At 64.0% G+C, this 15,199-nt stretch carries 14 protein-coding genes; 11 read left to right on the top strand and 3 right to left on the bottom strand.

Features of this window, described 5'->3' with window-relative positions; translation table 11 throughout:
- Positions 1-69 precede the first annotated feature (69 nt).
- From GQB03_RS06300 to nusB, 4 genes are all read left to right on the top strand, one after another.
- On the top strand, positions 70-2,100 hold the full coding sequence (locus GQB03_RS06300) for a TonB-dependent receptor plug domain-containing protein (RefSeq protein WP_159686157.1): 2,031 nt from the start codon (positions 70-72) through the stop codon (positions 2,098-2,100).
- A 174-nt stretch (positions 2,101-2,274) separates the two neighbouring features.
- Positions 2,275-3,384 (top strand): bifunctional 3,4-dihydroxy-2-butanone-4-phosphate synthase/GTP cyclohydrolase II, encoded by a 1,110-nt coding sequence (ribBA, locus tag GQB03_RS06295; RefSeq protein WP_159686154.1) that lies wholly within the window; start codon positions 2,275-2,277, stop codon positions 3,382-3,384.
- A 49-nt stretch (positions 3,385-3,433) separates the two neighbouring features.
- Positions 3,434-3,904, top strand: coding sequence for a 6,7-dimethyl-8-ribityllumazine synthase (gene ribH / locus GQB03_RS06290; RefSeq protein ID WP_159686152.1), 471 nt, complete (start codon positions 3,434-3,436; stop codon positions 3,902-3,904).
- Positions 3,901-4,350, top strand: a complete 450-nt coding sequence (gene nusB / locus GQB03_RS06285; protein WP_159686149.1) for a transcription antitermination factor NusB — start codon at positions 3,901-3,903, stop codon at positions 4,348-4,350. The genes ribH and nusB overlap by 4 nt, the downstream gene beginning before the upstream one ends.
- Before the next feature lie 22 nt (positions 4,351-4,372).
- On the opposite strand, the gene GQB03_RS06280 is transcribed toward nusB, so the two are convergent.
- From GQB03_RS06280 to GQB03_RS06270, 3 genes are read right to left on the bottom strand one after another with little or no spacing between them, the layout of a single operon-like run.
- Complete coding sequence (locus tag GQB03_RS06280; RefSeq protein ID WP_159686147.1) at positions 4,373-5,608, bottom strand: osmoprotectant NAGGN system M42 family peptidase; 1,236 nt, start codon at positions 5,606-5,608, stop codon at positions 4,373-4,375.
- A complete protein-coding gene (gene ngg / locus GQB03_RS06275) occupies positions 5,601-7,334 on the bottom strand; it encodes an N-acetylglutaminylglutamine synthetase (protein WP_159686144.1) in 1,734 nt (577 codons plus the stop codon). Before ngg ends, GQB03_RS06280 begins: the two co-directional genes overlap by 8 nt.
- A gap of 13 nt (positions 7,335-7,347) precedes the next feature.
- The gene (locus GQB03_RS06270) at positions 7,348-9,120 is read right to left on the bottom strand and encodes an N-acetylglutaminylglutamine amidotransferase (RefSeq protein WP_159686142.1); all 1,773 of its coding nucleotides are present in this window, start codon (positions 9,118-9,120) and stop codon (positions 7,348-7,350) included.
- Positions 9,121-9,442: 322 nt separating this feature from the next.
- Here GQB03_RS06270 and thiL point away from each other — a divergent pair, with 322 nt between their 5' ends.
- From thiL to GQB03_RS06235, 7 genes are all read left to right on the top strand, one after another.
- Complete coding sequence (gene thiL / locus GQB03_RS06265) at positions 9,443-10,402, top strand: thiamine-phosphate kinase (protein ID WP_159686139.1); 960 nt, start codon at positions 9,443-9,445, stop codon at positions 10,400-10,402.
- A gap of 76 nt (positions 10,403-10,478) precedes the next feature.
- Complete coding sequence (locus GQB03_RS06260) at positions 10,479-10,958, top strand: phosphatidylglycerophosphatase A family protein (RefSeq protein WP_159686136.1); 480 nt, start codon at positions 10,479-10,481, stop codon at positions 10,956-10,958.
- Positions 10,959-10,970: 12 nt separating this feature from the next.
- A complete protein-coding gene (locus GQB03_RS06255; RefSeq protein WP_159686134.1) occupies positions 10,971-11,456 on the top strand; it encodes a CinA family protein in 486 nt (161 codons plus the stop codon).
- 64 nt (positions 11,457-11,520) lie between these two features.
- On the top strand, positions 11,521-12,558 hold the full coding sequence (gene recA / locus GQB03_RS06250) for a recombinase RecA (RefSeq protein WP_159686131.1): 1,038 nt from the start codon (positions 11,521-11,523) through the stop codon (positions 12,556-12,558).
- 14 nt (positions 12,559-12,572) lie between these two features.
- Complete coding sequence (locus GQB03_RS06245; RefSeq protein ID WP_159686128.1) at positions 12,573-13,022, top strand: regulatory protein RecX; 450 nt, start codon at positions 12,573-12,575, stop codon at positions 13,020-13,022.
- On the top strand, positions 13,009-13,731 hold the full coding sequence (gene lptB / locus GQB03_RS06240) for an LPS export ABC transporter ATP-binding protein (RefSeq protein WP_159686125.1): 723 nt from the start codon (positions 13,009-13,011) through the stop codon (positions 13,729-13,731). The genes GQB03_RS06245 and lptB overlap by 14 nt, the downstream gene beginning before the upstream one ends.
- Before the next feature lie 18 nt (positions 13,732-13,749).
- A complete protein-coding gene (locus GQB03_RS06235) occupies positions 13,750-15,198 on the top strand; it encodes an RNA polymerase factor sigma-54 (RefSeq protein WP_159686123.1) in 1,449 nt (482 codons plus the stop codon).
- The last annotated feature ends 1 nt before the right edge of the window (position 15,199 follow it).

The following is a 15,199-nucleotide window of genomic DNA, read 5'->3' as shown; positions in this document are numbered from 1 at the left end:
AATCGTGCCCGTAGACACGGGCACTGACATTTCGCACTTGTGAGGCCTGTGGCATCTGCACCGCCCCCCTTGCGCGCCGACTCGAAGGGCGCACCGCTCGAGCCCGACGACCGCCAACCCCAGGCCTGGCGGCATCGGCTTTTGCTGCTGGTACTCGCGTGCATTCCCCTGACCAGTTCGGCGGCGGACGACGCCGAACTGGATCGACTGATCGAGATGGATCTTGGCCAGCTGATGGAGGTTCAGATTGTCGCCGGCGCAGGCAGATTTCCCCAGAAAGTGAGCGAAGCGCCGTCGCGGGTGAGCATCGTGACCGCGGAAGACATCAGACGACACGGCTATCGCAGCCTCGCCGAAGTCCTGCGCTCGATACGCGGGCTGTACACCAGCTATGACCGCGGTTACGAATATCTGGGCGTCCGCGGTTTCTCGCGCTCGGGCGACTTCAACACTCGCATCCTGATTCTGGTGGACGGGATCCGCCTATCCGATCCGGTGTACTCGCAGGGTCCCGTCGGCAACGAATTCCCGGTGGACCTTGCCCTCATCGAGCAGATCGAATTTCTCCCCGGCCCCGGATCGGCGGCCTACGGAAACAATGCCTTCTTCGGCGTCATAAACATCACCACGCGGCGGCCTGCGGCGATACGGCGAAACGAGGTCGTGGCGTCCGCCGGCACCGGGGACCTGCGTGGCCTCCGCGCGACAAGTACCGTTCCGGTGAGCGATGGGGCGGTATTGCTGCTAAGCGCCTCGCGGGAATATCGCGGAGGGGACGATCTCCGGATCCCCGCCTTCAACCAGCCCTCGAACAACAATGGCCTAGCCGACGACATGGACCGGGAATCGTTCAACCGCTTCTTTGCGAAGCTGCAGGGTGACGACTGGCGCTTCGAGCTCATGTCCGCCAAGCGCAACAAGTTCGTCCCGACCGCGCCTTACGGCCAGGTTTTCAACGACCCGCGAAGCCAGTTCGACGATCAGTACCTGCTGGTCGGTGCCACGCGCGAATTCACGCTGCCCGATCGAACCGAAGCCCGCCTGCAGGCCGCCTACACGCGCTATGAATACACCGGCAGCTACCCGACCGATTATCCACCGGTGACGCTCAATTTCGACCGTGACATCGGCGAGCGGATTACGCTCGAGGGGCAGCTCCGCACGAAGCGTTTCGACGGACATACCGTTTCGCTCTGGGGTGACGCGAGCTGGGATCCGCGCAGCAGCATGTTCAATGCGGATATCGCACCGCGGGCAATCTACCTCGACCGTAAGCGCAGTGACTCCGCAGCGGGCCTTTTCGTGGAGGACGAAATACGCTTCGGCGAAGCGCTCAGCGTCGCCATCGGCCTGCGCTGGGACCGTCTCACGACTGGAGATGATTCGACCAATCCCCGCATCGGCGTGATCTACCATGTCGACCGGTCGACCACGGCGAAGCTCCTCTACGGCAGCGCATTCCGGGCGCCGAACACCTACGAACGGTTCTATTCGGTGGAGGGATTCAGTCGCGCCAACCCGGACCTCAAGCCGGAACGGATCCGCACGCTCGAAGCGATCTGGGAATACAGCAGCGCACGCAGCCGGCTTGCCGCGTCCTTGTTCGGCTATGCGGTAACGGACCTGATCGACAATGTCGAGAACGGGGATGGCACGACGAGTTTCGTGAATCTCGCGCGGGCCAGCGTAAAGGGGCTCGAACTCGAGGCCGAACATGCATGGCCCGGCGGAGCCCGCCTGCGGGGCAGCTATTCGTTTCAGCGCGGTCGTGACGATACGACCGGCGCCAGCCTGACCAACGCGCCACGCAACATGCTCAAACTCGACGCCTCGACGCCGCTCGGCGATCGCGTCGAAATCGGCCTCGAAGCGCGCTACGAGAGCGGGCGTATCACCCATGCCGGCGCGCGAACCGGTGGCTTCGCCCTGCTCGACGCGAACCTGGTTGCCAGCCGCCTGCCGGGCGGCATGCATGCCGCGATCAAGATCAGCAATCTGTTCGACCACCGCTACGACCACCCCGTGTCGATCGACCATGCTTTCGACCGGCTCCGCCAGGACGGACGGACACTGCGCATCGAGGGCGGTATCGATTTCTGAACGCCGCCCCTCTGGATGCCGACATGGGCACGCGCTGGCCCCCTTTGCGAACGGACGTTAAACTAGCGGGTTTCCGGTGCTCCGTGCCCGGCGCACCTTCGGGTCGACGGCACGGACCTGCCACAACCATAATCGCCTGTGCCCCTCGGGACCCACAGGACGAGGGAGCCCACCGTGAGCGCACTCGCGCCGATCAGCGACATCATTGCCGACATCAAGGCAGGAAAAATGGTCATCCTCGTGGACGAGGAAGATCGCGAGAACGAAGGCGACCTGGTGATGGCCGCGGAGTTCGTCACCCCCGAGGCGATCAACTTCATGGCCAAGCATGGCCGCGGCCTGATCTGCCTGACCCTCACCGATGAGCGCTGCCGCCAGCTCGGCCTGCAACAGATGGTGCGCGACAACCGCACCCCGCACGGCACCGCCTTCACCGTCTCGATCGAGGCAGCGACCGGCGTCACCACCGGCATTTCGGCACATGACCGTGCCCGCACCATCCAAGTCGCGGTGGCGCGCCACGCCAAGCCGGACGACATCGTGATGCCCGGCCACGTGTTTCCGCTGACCGCCCAGAAAGGCGGCGTGCTGATCCGCGCGGGCCACACCGAAGCAGGCTGCGACCTGTCCCAGCTGGCCGGCGTCGAGCCCGCCGCGGTGATCTGCGAGATCCTCAAGGACGACGGCACGATGGCGCGGCTGCCCGACCTGATCGAGTTCGCAGCGACCCACCAACTCAAGATCGGCGCGATCCGCGACCTCATCGAATATCGCGCCGCCACCGAGAGCCTGATCGAACGGGTGAGCGAAAAGCAGGTCGACACCGAGTACGGCTGCTTCACCCTGACCGCCTTCGAAGACAAGACCACCGGCGATGTGCACCTCGCCATGCACTGCGGCACCATCGACCCGGCCTGTGAAACCCTGGTGCGGGTCCACGAGCCGATCTCGGTGCTCGACTTTCTCGACCCCAAGAGCGGCCGCCACAGTTTTCCGGTGGATGCGGCACTGCGCGCGATTGCCGAGGCCGGCAAGGGCGTTGTGGTGTTGCTCTATCGGCCGCAAAGCAGTCGCGACCTGCTGGCGGCACTCACCAACGACCCGAGCGCGCCCAAGCCCGCGGTCAAGTGGGATCCGCGCCTCTTCGGTATCGGCGCGCAGATGCTGCGGGATCTGAACGTCGGCAAGATGACCCTGCTCGCCAGCCCACGCAAGATACCCAGCATGGCCGGTTTCGGCCTCGAGATCTGCGGCTATCTGCCGGTAGATGACACCCAGTCCTGAATCCCCGGCCAACCTTGAGCAAGGGGCCGGCTTGAAGAGAAGAACATCCATGGCACGTTTCGACAACATTCCCGAAATCGAACCCGATCTCGCCGGCGCAGGCCTGCGCATCGGCATCTGCATGAGCCGCTTCAACCAGGACGTCTGCGAAGGCCTGCTGTCGGCCTGCACCGCCGAACTCCTGCGTCTCGGCGTCAAACCCGACGACGTGCTGATCACCACCGTGCCCGGCGCGCTGGAGATCCCGCTGGTGCTGCAGAAGATGGCAGGATCGGGCCGCTTCGACGCGCTCGTCGCGCTCGGCGCGGTCATCCGCGGGGAAACCTACCATTTCGAGCTGGTCTCGAACGAACAGGGCAGCGGCATTACCAGCGTGACGCTCGACGCCGGCATCCCGATCGCCAACGGGGTCCTCACCACCGAGGACGATGACCAGGCGCTCGCGCGCATGCACGAGAAGGGAACCGACTGTGCCCAGGCTGCCGTCGAGATGGCCAACCTGCTCAGGGCGCTGGCATGAGCAATAAATCCTCGCGCCGCCGGGCCCGTGAGTTCGCGCTGCAGGGCATCTACCAGTGGCTGCTGAACAACAGTGGCGTGGCCCTGATCGAAGATCACCTTGCCCAAGTGAGCGGCTTCGACAAGGCCGACCGGGAGATGTTCGCGAGCCGGCTGCGTGGCACCCTCGCCAATGCCGAAGCCCTTGATGCCGAGATCGCGCCGCTGATCGACCGCGAGGTAGCCGAGCTCTCTCCGGTCGAGCACGCGGTGCTGCTGCTCGCTGCGCAGGAACTCACCCACCACATCGAAGTGCCCTACCGGGTGATCATCAATGAGGCCATCGAACTCACCAAGGAGTTCGGCGGCACCGACGGCCACCGCTTCGTGAACGGCGTGCTCGACAAGCTCGCCGCTAAGCTGCGCGCCACCGAAGTCGAAGCGGCCGCGAAGGGCCGCAGGGGCTGAGTCGCCCAGCGGCGGCGGCGACTCACATCCGCTCGCTCGACTCCGCGTCCACCGCGGCTGCGGCAACACCGTCGGGCTCCATGAATTCGCCCGGAACCGGCAGGGGCGTCGTCGGTACCAGCATGTCTTCCGGCCTGAGCTGTTCGGTGAAGCCCTCGAGCGAGCCCATCGAAGTGCGGTCGCGGCGGGCAACCGGTTCCGAGAGCATGTAGGCAGCAGTAAGCTGCGCCAGGGCTTCCAGCGCGTCCCGATGGGTTCGCTCCTGCGCGTGCGAGGCGTCGGCGCCAAAGCCGATCAGGGCGGTGCGGATGTCGTTGCCGGCCTCCACGGCCGCGGCCGAGTCCGAACGGTAGTAGCGGAACACGTCGCGCCGGTGACGGATGCCGTGCTCGGTGGCGAGCCTGATGAGCTTGTGGGTGAGGTGGTAGTCGAAAGGGCCGGACATGTCCTGCACGCAGATCGTCGCGGCCTGCTCATCGGTGTTCTGACCCGGCGCGGCAATCGAGATGTCCATGCTTACCATCTCGGCGATATCGCCGTGAAGCGCGGCCGACGAGCCTGAGCCGACTTCCTCGGTGATCGTGAACAGCGGGTAGGCGTCGACCGGTGGCACCCGGCCGGAATCCTTGATCGCCTTGCAGGCGGCAAGCAGTGCCGCCACCGCGGCCTTGTCGTCGAGATAGCGGGAGTTCACATATCCATCCGGCTGGATCTCGAGCTGGGGATCGAAGGCGATCCAGTCACCCACGTTGATGCCCGCGGCGATGAGATCCTCGGCGTTGCGCGCCGGCGTGTCGACCCGCACCTCCACATGCTCCCAGCCGACCGGCTGGCTGTCGATCTCGTCACCGAAAGCGTGGCCCGAGGTCTTGAGCGGCAGGCAGGTGCCGCGCAGCTGGCCGTTGTCGGTGAAGATCGTGAGCCGCCCGCCTTCAGCAAAGCGCGAGGACCAGTGGCCGATCGGCACGACGCCGAGGCGCCCATTGGGCTTGATCTGCCGGACCATCGCACCGAGGGTGTCGAGGTGGGCGACGATGGCGCGCGCGGGTCGGCTTTCGCGTCCGCGCAAGGTGGCGCGGATGGCGCCGCGACGGGTCAGCTCGTAGGGAATTCCGAGCGCCTCGAGCCGACCCGCGGTGTAGCGCGCCACACCATCGGTCAGACCGACCGGGCTGGGGATCGCGAGCAGATGGAGCAGCGTCTCCTCGAGATAGGCGTAGTCGATTGCCGGCAGTGCCGGCACGGTCTGATCATTCATTCGGGTCCTCCTCGATGCGGGTGCGCGGAAACAGCAGGTCGACGAATCGCTCCGCGGTTGGCTGGGGTTCGTGGTTGGCGAGACCGGGCCGTTCGTTCGCTTCGATGATCACGTAATCGGTGCCGTCGACCGCCGGCACCAGGAAATCGAGCCCGGTCACCGGGATGTCGAGCGCACGACTGGCCCGTTGGGCGGCGCTGCGAAGGGCAGGATTGAGCGCCGCGGTGACATCGTGGATGGTGCCGCCGGTGTGCAGGTTGGCAGTGTTGCGTACGGTCAGTCGCGCATCGGGCTCAAGCACGGCGTCCATCTCGAACCCTTGGGCGGCGACGCAGCGCTGCGTTTCCGCATCGAGCGGAATACGCGACTCGCCGCCGGTGGCAGCGGCGCGCCGGCGACTCTGTTTCTCGATCAGCTCGGTAACGGTGCACACCCCGTCGCCGGTAATGACGGGAGGACGCCGGATCGCCGCGGCCACGACCTGATGGTCGATCACCAGGATACGTAGGTCTTCACCGGCGCAGTACTGCTCGAGCAGAACCCGGTCGCAGTATTGACCGGCGCTTGCGATCGCCGCCTCGACGTCGTCCGCCGCGGTGAGGTTGACGCTGATCCCCTTGCCCTGCTCTCCGTCGACCGGTTTGACGACGATGGCACCATGGCGCTTCAGGAAAGCCGCGTTGTCGTCCGGCTCGCCCGCGGTGGTCTGGTCCGGCACCTTGAGCCCGGCTTCGGCGAGCAGGCGCAGCGTCACCCGCTTGTCGGCGCAGCGACTCATCGCGATCGCGGTTGTCAGCTCCGACAGGGATTCTCTGCAGACCACGCCCCGCCCGCCCAGACTGAGTCTGAAATAGCCGTTCTCGGCATCCAGCAGCTCGACGTGAATGCCGCGCCGGCGCGCCTCGTCCACGATGATGCGGGCGTAGGGGTTGAGCTGGGCATCGGCATCGGTCTGAGGGCCGGTGAACAACGGCTCGTTGATCGCATTGCGCCGCTTGACCGCGAACACCTGGACGTGCTGGAAGCCGAGCTTTTCGTAGAGCGCGATCGCCGATGCGTTGTCGTGCAGCACCGAAACATCCATGTAGAGTCGCCCGCGGGCCTGGAAATGCTCGGCGAGATAGCGAGTCAGCGCTTCGCCGACCCCTGGATGGCTCGCCTGCGGCGTCACCGCGAGCGCCCACAGGCTGGCACCCGGCTGCGCATCGCCGAAGGCTTCCGCATGGTCGATACCCATCGCCACACCGATCACCTCTCCGCTGGCCCGGTCCTCCGCCAGGGCATAGATGATCTGCCGCTCGGCACGCTGCCCCCAGACCCGCATCGGGTCCACGGGAACCATGCGCCGGCTGCGATAGAGCGCATTGACCGCCGCGACGTCGGCACGGGTGCGCAGACGCCGGATGGTGAAGCCCTTGCGCGTCGCACGTGACGGCCGATAGCCGGAGAGCTGAAGACGGAAAGCCTCCGACGGATCGATGAAGAGCTGCTGCGGCGCCTGCGCGACCACGACGTGCGGCCTCTCGACATAAAAGGCAATGTCGCGCTGGCCGGCTCGCTCTTCGAGCAGCGCGGCGGCAATGCACGCTGGCTCCTGGAAGGTGTGACCACCGATAAGCCGCCCCCAGCCGCACTCCACCACCGCATTGCGATGCGGCTCGGGCTGATGACCAGGTGGTCCGGGCGGCACGCGACCACGACGACGCATTGCGGGCTTGCTGGTCATGGTGTGTCTCCGGTCAGGGCAGATGACTCTGCAGCCAAAGCTCGAGCAGCCCCAGCTGCCACAGCTTGGAACCGCGCAGCGGCGTGATGTGCGCCATCGGATCGTCGAGCAGCCGGTCGACGTAGGCCTGGCGGAACAAGCCCCGTTCGCGCGCCGCACGGCTGCCCAGCGCATCGCGCACGTTATCCAGTACATTGCCCTTGAGGTACTTGAGGGCCGGCACCGGGAAATAGCCCTTGGGACGATCGATGACCTCGGAAGGGATGACCTTGCGCGCCGCTTCCTTGAGGATGCCCTTTCCCCCGCCGGCGAGCTTGTGCCGGGCGGGGATGCGTGCGGCGAGCTCGACCAGCTCATGGTCGAGAAACGGCACGCGTGCCTCGAGACCGAAGGCCATGGTCATGTTGTCCACGCGCTTCACCGGATCATCGACCAGCATCACCGTGGTGTCGAGGCGCAGCGCCTGATCGACCGGGTCGAACGCCCCGGGATCGGCGAAGCGGGCCGCCACGAATTCGGCCGAGGCATCGCCGGCGAGGTAGCGGTCCTGCACCAGCTCGCGGTACTCGGCGTGGTCTCGATCGCGGAAGGCTTCGAGGTAATCCGCCACCGGCGTCGTACTACCGTCCAGCTTCGGATACCAGTGATAGCCGCCGAAGACTTCGTCCGCCCCCTGCCCGCTCTGAACCACCTTGCTATGCCGCGAGACCGCTTCCGAAAGCAGATAGAAGCCGATGCAGTCGTGGCTGACCATCGGCTCGCTCATCGCCGAGATGGCTTCGGGCAGGCGGGTCAGCAGTTCGGCCTCGGGCACGAAGATGCGTTCGTGGATGGTGCCGAACCGCCTGGCGACGATGTCGGCGTACTCGAACTCGTTCCCCTTCTCGCCCCCCACATCCTCGAAGCCGACGTTGTAGGTTCGCAGGTCCTGGACCCCGGCCTCGACCATTAGACCAACGATAAGACTCGAATCGACGCCACCGGAAAGCAGGGCACCAACCGGCACATCGGCCACCAGACGTCGCTTCACGGCAGCACGCAGCGCCTCCAGCAGAATCTCGCGCCACGCTTCGAAGGAGCGGTTCTCGTCGGCCGCGCTACGACTGTAGTCGAGGGACCAGAAGCGGCGTTCGCTGCGCCGCCCGTCGGCCTCTATGGTCAGCAGGGTACCGGGAGCAAGCTTGCGGACACCGGAAAACAGTGTGTAAGGGGCTGGCACGACGGCATGAAAGGAGAGGTAGTGATTCAGCGCGACCGGATCGATCGCGGTATCGACGCCGCCCGCCGCGAGCAACGCCGGAAGGGTCGAGGCAAACCGCAGCCCGCCCGATAGATCCGCGTAGTAGAGCGGCTTGATGCCTAGCCTGTCGCGTCCCAGCAGGACGCGGCCGGAATCGCGCTCCCAGATCGCGAACGCGAACATGCCGTTGAGACGCTGCACGAAGTCCGGCCCCCAGGCGTGGTAGGCCTTGAGCAGCACTTCAGTGTCACCATGCGAGTAGAAAACATAGCCCAGCGACTCGAGCTCGCGGCGCAACGCCGGATGGTTGTAAACCGCACCATTGAAAACGATCCCCAGCCCGAGCTGCGGATCGACCATCGGCTGCTGGGCGGCATCGGAGAGATCCATGATCTTCAGTCGCCGGTGCCCGAAGGCTCGCCCCGGGGAAACCACGAGACCGTAGCCGTCCGGCCCTCGTGCCGCCTGCTGCGCAGTCATCGACGCCAGCGCAGCCACATCCGGCGTCACGCCGTCGAAGCGGATCTCACCTGCAATTCCACACATTCATTCACTCCTTGTCCAAATCCACCGCGCGAACGACATCGGGGCTGTCACGACAGGAGATGACGGGCCCCGGAACCTGGCAGGCACGGCGGAACACTTCCGGCGGCGGATTCGCCGCATGACGAGGCGGACCTCAAGGGAAAGGAAAGCCACCGCGAGGCCAACGATGGTGTGGGCGGGGGCTTTCGGCTCGCACACGGTGCTCGCGCAGACTGGAAAAATGAAATTGTACAAATTATGTTTGTACAAACCAAATTGGATTGATGTGGGCGCGTTGCCCCTCCTGCGTTAAAGTTGCCGCAACGCACGTCTCGCCGCCAAGATGCCATCCGAATTCGACCTCATCAGCCGCCACTTCTCCCGCGCCACCGGGCACACCGATCTGGCCGGGGGGGACGACGGCGCCCTGCTGACGGCGAGCGCCGGAATGCAATTGGTGGTATCGACCGACATGCTCGTCGCAGGCACGCATTTCTTCAGCGATTGCGACCCGGAATCACTGGGCTGGAAAACCCTGGCAGTAAACGTCTCGGACATTGCGGCAATGGGTGCCACGCCCCGGTGGGCAACACTTGCGCTCAGCCTGCCGGTCGCCGACGAAGCCTGGCTGACGGCCTTTGCGCGCGGGTTCTATGACTGCGCCACCACCTTCGACATAGATTTGATCGGGGGTGATACAACGCGCGGGCCACTCAATCTGTGCCCGACAATCTTTGGAGAGGTGCCGAGCGGTTGTGCCGTCACCAGGGACGGCGCCCGACCGGGGCACGATCTTTGGATATCGGGCCAGCCCGGCCGCGCCGCGCTGGCACTTGCCGCGCTACGCGGCGAGCTGGAACTCGGCCCGGCATATCGCGACGAATTCATGCTGGCGCTCCATCGCCCGCAACCCCGCGTAGCCCTGGGCAAAGCGTTGCGCGGGCTGGCCAGTGCGATGCTCGACGTTTCCGACGGCGTGCTGGGGGATCTTGGACACATCATCGAGCGCTCGCAGGTAGGCTGCGTTCTCGACACCGATTCAATCCCCATTGCGGCACTCACCGCCGCTTGCCCCGACCCGCAGCGAACGATGCAGGCCCTGCTGCACGGCGGCGACGACTACGAACTGCTGTTTACCGCCGCTGCGGCGCACCGCGAGCAGATTCTGGCGATCTCGCACACACTCGCTTTGCCTCTCCACCGGATCGGCAGAATAGACGACCAGCGTGGTCACCTCCGTACCCAGGCAGCCAACGGCACGGAGAAACCGCTCCCCGCCTGCGGATTCGATCATTTCAACTGAAGCGCCAGCCCGGCCACCACGGCACGGCCAATACTGTTAATATTTACAGCCATAACAACCGACCGAAGCCAGTGCAATGCGCCCGACAACCGCCTTCCTTTTCTCCCATCCGGCGCACTTCGTCGCCTGTGGTTTCGGCAGCGGCCTGGTACCCAAGGGCCCGGGCACCGCAGGTACCCTTGCGGCGTGGCTGCTCTATCCGCTGATCAGGGCGCCACTCAGCGACACCGTTTTCCTGTTCTTCCTGCTTGCTGCCTTCCTCTTCGGCATCATCGCAGCGGAACGCACCGGGCAGGCACTGGGGGTCTCCGATCACGGCGCGATCGTTTGGGACGAAATGGTGCCATTCTGGCTGATCCTCATGCTCACGCCGCCGACACTCGCCTGGCAGACAGCCGCCTTCGTGCTCTTCCGCTTCTTCGACATCATCAAGCCCCCGCCGATCCGCTGGGCCGACCAACGCATCAAGGGTGGCCTCGGCGTCATGTTCGATGATGTTCTGGCGGCCGGATACACACTGCTCGTGCTCGCCCTTGCCCATCGCATCATTGCCTAACTGAGTAAACCCATGGATGCCGAACTGGCCGAACTCTCTTTTCAAACCGGCGATTTCCTGCGCAGCCGCGGCTGGCGCCTCGCCACCGCAGAATCCTGCACCGGGGGATGGGTTGCCGAAGTCGTAACGGCAACCGCGGGAAGCTCCAACTGGTTCGATCGCGGATTCATTACCTATTCCAACGACGCGAAGCGCGAACTGCTGGGGGTCGATCCCTCAGTGCTCCGCTCCGCAGGTGCAGTGAGCGAAGAAACCGTCAAGGAAATGGTCGCGGGCGCCCTGGAGCGATCCTGTGCCGAGGTCGCCCTTGCGATTTCCGGCATCGCCGGACCCGGCGGTGGCAGCGATGAAAAACCTGTCGGAACCGTCTGCTTCGCCTGGGGACACCGGGACAGCCCGGCCCAGGCCTCGACGCAACGCTTTGCGGGTGACCGGGAAGCAGTACGCCGACAAGCGGTGATCCACGCCCTCAAGACGCTGGCACGCATCTACGCCTGAGGCTTTCAGGTCACCACACGCAAACTCTGTGCCATAATTCAAACCAAATCCGAAGGAACAAGACATGGACGACAACAAGGCCAAAGCCCTTACCGCAGCCCTGGCCCAGATCGAAAAGCAGTTTGGCAAGGGCTCCATCATGCGCATGGGCGACGGCGATGTTGCCAAGGACATCGAAGTCGTGTCGACCGGCTCGCTTGGTCTGGATATTGCCCTCGGCCTCGGCGGCCTCCCACGCGGTCGTGTGGTGGAGATCTATGGCCCTGAATCCTCGGGCAAAACGACGCTGACCCTGCAGGTCATTGCAGAAATGCAAAAGCTCGGGGGCACCGCGGCCTTCATTGACGCCGAGCATGCACTCGACGTCAGCTACGCCGCAAAACTCGGCGTACAGATCGACGACCTGCTGATTTCACAGCCGGATACCGGGGAACAGGCGCTTGAGATCGCGGACATGCTGGTCCGCTCGGGGGGCGTCGACATCGTGGTCATCGATTCCGTCGCCGCACTAACCCCGAAAGCCGAGATCGAGGGCGAGATGGGCGACCAGCTACCCGGTCTGCAGGCGCGCCTCATGAGCCAGGCACTGCGCAAGCTCACCGCCAACATCAAGCGCACCAACACGCTGGTCATCTTCATCAACCAGATTCGCATGAAGATCGGCGTGATGTTCGGTAGCCCCGAAACCACCACCGGAGGCAACGCGCTCAAGTTCTATGCGTCGGTCCGTCTTGACATCCGCCGTACCGGCACGATCAAGAAGAACGATGAGGTGATCGGCTCCGAGACTCGTTGCAAGGTCGTCAAGAACAAGGTTTCGCCGCCATTTCGCGAAGCCCATTTCGACATTCTCTACGGCAGCGGCATCTCCCGCGAAGGTGAGATCATCGACCTTGGTGTCGAGCACAAGATCGTGGATAAGTCGGGCGCCTGGTATGCCTATGGCGGCAACAAGATCGGCCAGGGCAAGGACAACACCCGCGAGTTCCTGCGCGCCAACCCTGACCTCGCGCGCGAAATTGAGAACAAGGTACGAGCAGCGGTGAACCTGCCGGGCATGGCGGCAATTGCCAGCGCCAGCCAGGCAGAAGCCGAAGCCTGAAGCAGGGCATGGGAATGGCGGGTATCGACCTCCGGGAAAAAGCGCTCCGCCTGCTGGCGCTACGCGAACATTCACGTAGCGAGCTTGCCCACAAGCTTGCAGCACACGCGACCGGGGACGACGTCGCTACCTTGCTTGACCGTCTTGTCGAGCTCGATCTGCTATCGGATTCGCGGTTCGCTCACGCGTATGTACGCAGTCATGCGGCGCGCTTCGGCGTCCAGCGCCTGCGCCACGAGCTTGCTCGTCGGGGTGTTGCAGAAGCGCTCATGGACGAAGCGATCGAGGCTGAAACAGGCGCCGACGAATTTGCCCGGGCGCAAGCGATCTGGAAGCGGAAATACACCTCGGCACCGCCAGACATGAAGGAATGGGCCCGGCAGGCCCGTTTCCTCCAGAGCCGGGGGTTTTCATCGGAGGTTATTCGAACCTTGCTCAAAGACCCGGATCATGAGCCTGCTTAGAGTCAGCGCCCTGCGCAAGAGCTACCGGGCCCGCACCGTCGTCCGCGAAGTCGGATTCGAAGTTGGCAGCGGCGAGGTGGTAGGTCTGCTTGGCCCCAACGGTGCCGGCAAGACGACCTGTTTCTACATGATCGTCGGCCTGGTGGCGGCGGACGGAGGGGAGATCAGCCTTGACGGGCAACTGATCACCCACTCGCCGATTCATTCTCGCGCGCGGCTCGGGTTGTCCTACCTGCCGCAGGAAATGAGCGTCTTTCGTAAACTTACCGTCGCGGAGAACATCCAGGCCGTGCTGGAACTGCAGGGACATGGTGGCGCCAACCTGCAGGAACGTCTCGAATCGCTGCTCGAGGAGCTTGGCATCGAGCACCTGCGCGACAGTCAGGCACTTTCTCTGTCGGGGGGCGAGCGGCGGCGCTGCGAAATTGCCCGGGCGCTGGCGACAGACCCGCAGCTCATACTGCTCGATGAACCCTTTGCCGGAGTGGACCCGATCGCCGTGCTGGACATCCAGAAGATCATCCGCTTCCTCAAGGAAAAGGGAATCGGCGTGCTGATAACCGACCACAATGTTCGGGAGACGCTCGGCATCTGCGACCGTGCCTACATCATCAACGCTGGCGAGGTACTTGCCAGTGGCACGCCGGACGATATCGTGAAAAACGAACAGGTCCGTCGTGTCTATCTGGGCGAACATTTCAGGATGTAACCGGCTCCTGTCACTCGAATGAAACCCACCCTACAGCTAAAACTTTCCCAGCACCTGACGCTGACCCCACAGCTTCAGCAGTCCATCCGTCTGCTGCAGCTGTCTACTCTCGAGCTCAACCAGGAGATCGAACAGGCGCTGTACGAAAACCCCATGCTGGAGCGCGAAGACGGGTTCGACGGTGACCATGGCACAGCACAGGACGAGACCCGCGAGGCAGCGCCGGAGAATTCGGATAGCAGCGACGCCAGCGAGACAGCTCACGACGATGCGCGTGACGAACCCAGGGACAACGAGGAACTGGGCGACTGGATGAGCACCAGCAGCAGCGGGAGCGGCAGCTCCCGTGACGATGACGACGACTCGGACTTCCAGGACATCCAGGCCGCCTCGGTCTCGTTGCGGGAACACCTGGACAGTCAGATCGCCCTCACGCCACTTTCGGACACGGACCGGGCGCTGGTTCGCTTCATCATCGAAGCACTCGATGATGACGGGTACCTTACCCAGGATCTGGAAGACCTTCTGCCACTGCTTCGTGAGGAACTCGAGCTCGAGATAGAGGATCTCCAAATCGCGCTGTGTCACGTACAGAACCTGGAGCCGGCCGGAGTTGGCGCCCGCTCTCCGCAGGAGTGCCTGTCGCTGCAGCTTCGCGCGATGGCAGACGATGCGACGACACGCCTGGCCCGGGAAATCGTCGCGCAGCACCTCGAGTTGCTAGCCAGCCGTGACTTCACGCGACTCAAGCGCGCCCTGCATTGCAGTGACGACGAATTGCGTGAGGCACATGCACTCATCTGCAGTCTGAACCCGCGTCCGGCGGCTGATTTCGCCACATCCGAAACGCGCTATGTTGTCCCGGACGTGGTCGTCCGCAAGATCAGGGGCAACTGGGTCGCGAGTCTCAACCCTGAAGCGATGCCCAAACTGCGCATCAATCACATGTACGCGCGCATACTGCAGCAGAACAGGGGTGCGTCTGCGGCCTTGTCCGGACAGCTGCAGGAGGCCAAGTGGCTGCTAAAGAATGTGCAGCAACGGTTCGATACCATACTCAGGGTCTCCCAGGCGATCGTTGACCAGCAAAGGCAGTTCTTCGATCATGGAGAAGTGGCAATGCGCCCGCTCACCCTGCGGGAGATTGCAGACGCTCTGGAATTGCACGAATCAACGATTTCCCGGGTAACGAACCAGAAATACATGGCGACCGCCCGGGGCGTTTACGAACTCAAGTATTTTTTCGGCAGTCACGTTGCCACTGACACTGGTGGAGCGGCATCTTCAACGGCGATTCGTGCGCTGATTCGCCAGCTGGTGGATGCCGAAGACAGGAAAAAGCCCCTGTCCGATGCGAAGATTGCCGAACTGTTGGGCCAGCAGGGTATTGTGGTGGCGCGACGCACGATCGCTAAGTACCGTGAGTCGCTGAATATTCCGCCGGTCAGTCTGCGCAAGTCGATCTAAA

The organism is Cognatazoarcus halotolerans (assembly GCF_009800965.1).
GTDB classification, from domain to species: Bacteria; Pseudomonadota; Gammaproteobacteria; order Burkholderiales; family Rhodocyclaceae; genus Cognatazoarcus; species Cognatazoarcus halotolerans.
The sequence above is the reverse complement of the archived record's forward strand: the minus strand, read 5'-3'. Positions and strand labels throughout refer to the sequence as shown.

Bases quoted from the DNA above. Each gene is read 5' to 3' on its own strand.
- ribH (WP_159686152.1), top strand. From the start codon at position 3,434: ATGGCACGTTTCGACAACATTCCCGAAATCGAACCCGATCTCGCCGGC.
- nusB (WP_159686149.1), top strand. From the start codon at position 3,901: ATGAGCAATAAATCCTCGCGCCGCCGGGCCCGTGAGTTCGCGCTGCAG.
- GQB03_RS06280 (WP_159686147.1), bottom strand. From the start codon at position 5,608: ATGAATGATCAGACCGTGCCGGCACTGCCGGCAATCGACTACGCCTAT.
- ngg (WP_159686144.1), bottom strand. From the start codon at position 7,334: ATGACCAGCAAGCCCGCAATGCGTCGTCGTGGTCGCGTGCCGCCCGGA.
- GQB03_RS06270 (WP_159686142.1), bottom strand. From the start codon at position 9,120: ATGTGTGGAATTGCAGGTGAGATCCGCTTCGACGGCGTGACGCCGGAT.
- thiL (WP_159686139.1), top strand. From the start codon at position 9,443: ATGCCATCCGAATTCGACCTCATCAGCCGCCACTTCTCCCGCGCCACC.
- GQB03_RS06260 (WP_159686136.1), top strand. From the start codon at position 10,479: ATGCGCCCGACAACCGCCTTCCTTTTCTCCCATCCGGCGCACTTCGTC.
- GQB03_RS06255 (WP_159686134.1), top strand. From the start codon at position 10,971: ATGGATGCCGAACTGGCCGAACTCTCTTTTCAAACCGGCGATTTCCTG.
- recA (WP_159686131.1), top strand. From the start codon at position 11,521: ATGGACGACAACAAGGCCAAAGCCCTTACCGCAGCCCTGGCCCAGATC.
- GQB03_RS06245 (WP_159686128.1), top strand. From the start codon at position 12,573: ATGGCGGGTATCGACCTCCGGGAAAAAGCGCTCCGCCTGCTGGCGCTA.
- lptB (WP_159686125.1), top strand. From the start codon at position 13,009: ATGAGCCTGCTTAGAGTCAGCGCCCTGCGCAAGAGCTACCGGGCCCGC.
- GQB03_RS06235 (WP_159686123.1), top strand. From the start codon at position 13,750: ATGAAACCCACCCTACAGCTAAAACTTTCCCAGCACCTGACGCTGACC.